This is a genomic window from Desulfofundulus sp. (genome assembly GCF_049701015.1).
Taxonomy (GTDB): Bacteria; Bacillota; Desulfotomaculia; order Desulfotomaculales; family Desulfovirgulaceae; genus Desulfofundulus.
Genome location: NZ_JBNATZ010000407.1, coordinates 1 through 1,311, shown reverse-complemented (window position 1 = coordinate 1,311; position 1,311 = coordinate 1). Strand labels below are relative to the sequence as shown.

At 53.4% G+C, this 1,311-nt stretch carries 3 protein-coding genes; 2 read left to right on the top strand and 1 reads right to left on the bottom strand.

Features of this window, described 5'->3' with window-relative positions:
* The first annotated feature begins 172 nt into the window (after nucleotides 1-172).
* Both ACPLUI_RS14915 and ACPLUI_RS14910 read left to right on the top strand, forming a co-directional pair.
* Nucleotides 173-661: a hypothetical protein gene (locus ACPLUI_RS14915; protein ID WP_424661026.1), complete on the top strand. Its 489-nt coding sequence runs from the start codon at nucleotides 173-175 to the stop codon at nucleotides 659-661.
* Complete coding sequence (locus tag ACPLUI_RS14910) at nucleotides 649-837, top strand: YvrJ family protein (protein WP_424661025.1); 189 nt, start codon at nucleotides 649-651, stop codon at nucleotides 835-837. The genes ACPLUI_RS14915 and ACPLUI_RS14910 overlap by 13 nt, the downstream gene beginning before the upstream one ends.
* Before the next feature lie 116 nt (nucleotides 838-953).
* On the opposite strand, the gene ACPLUI_RS14905 is transcribed toward ACPLUI_RS14910, so the two are convergent.
* A partial coding sequence (locus tag ACPLUI_RS14905; protein ID WP_424661024.1) for a hypothetical protein occupies nucleotides 954-1,311 on the bottom strand: 358 nt, incomplete at its 5' end.

Genomic DNA, 1,311 nt, shown 5'->3' with positions numbered 1-1,311 from the left:
TGCGGCGGTATACAGTGGAGGAAGCTAAGCGGGATGGGCGGGGGGTGGCAGTTGTAAAACTCGAGGGACAGGATTTGGGGATTGACCCGGGGGTTTACCCTCACGTGCGGGTGGTGGAAGTGCCGTTGGCCGTGCTGCGTGGCTTTTGGGAAAAGCGGAGGAGTGAATTGCAGTGAGCTTTTTTATTGCCCTTTTGAACGCTGGTGGTTACTGGGCGGGGGTACTGGGGTTGCCCGGTGGGGAATCAGCCTGTCTTGCCTTTTCAGGCCTTTTGCTGGGGCTGGTTGTGGTATTTTTGCGGCGGGACTTATGGGGCAGTCTTGCGGTCATGTACGGGATTTTCTGGCTGGTGGTACAGAGTGTTACCGGGCTGGTGAAGTCGGTCAAGGAAATTGTGGTGAGGGCCGGTACGGTAGTTCAGGCAGCGCCTGCCGGGCAGGAGGTTGAAATTGCTCACACCGGTCAGGTACTTGGGGTAGTGTTTTTTGTGGTCTGCACGGTGGCTGGGGTGCTTTTGTTTAGGAGGGTGTCCAGTTTGAGGGTACCTGCTCCGGGTGGAGAAAGAACGACGGAGGTACTGGCGCGGGTGTTTATGGTACCGGGAAAATTGGCGAAGATGAGCAGGGCTATGGCGCGAGTTTTGCGGCGGTGGTCGGGATAAAACTCGCCGCCAGCTATTGCTTCCCGGTAGTCGTCACCTTCTGCCTCCTGATCCGCCTGAAGTCCATCATCAAGGAATTTCAGAAGTCCGGCACCGTCTCTATTGTGTTGGTGGCCTGCCAGGGTGGGGTGGACTACGAGGAGACCAGGAGGCTGGTGGAGGGCGCGTATAAATGAGGCCAGAAATTAGCAATGGAGGGTGCCGGCTCGCGGCCAGCCGGCACTTCCCAGCACGGTCCTCTTATCTCACAAATTATGATTTGCGTGTTTCCTTTTTAACCCTTTTGACCAGTTCAGCGGAGAGGGAAAAGTTTTTTAAAAAGGTCGTTCTCTCTCGATTTATAGTTATCCAGCAGACGGTTGGCGGTGCTTATGTATTGATCCGCCCCCGAGAGAGCCATGCTAGCCTGTGTTGCGGTCCAGGGGGTGAAGAATTGCAACCCTTCTAGAATTTTAGCGTTTCCGGCGTAATAATTTCTGATTGATTCCAGGTAAATTCTGCGAAGGTCGTCAACCTCGTTAGTTTGGGGGTAGTAGGAACTTACCTCCTGTTGCAAGTCATTTAAAGTTCTTAATACGAGGGTCTGTATCTGAATCGCCGCAGTGATATTCCTGTTGGAAATAGCCTTATTTACTTCATCTGTCAGTTGT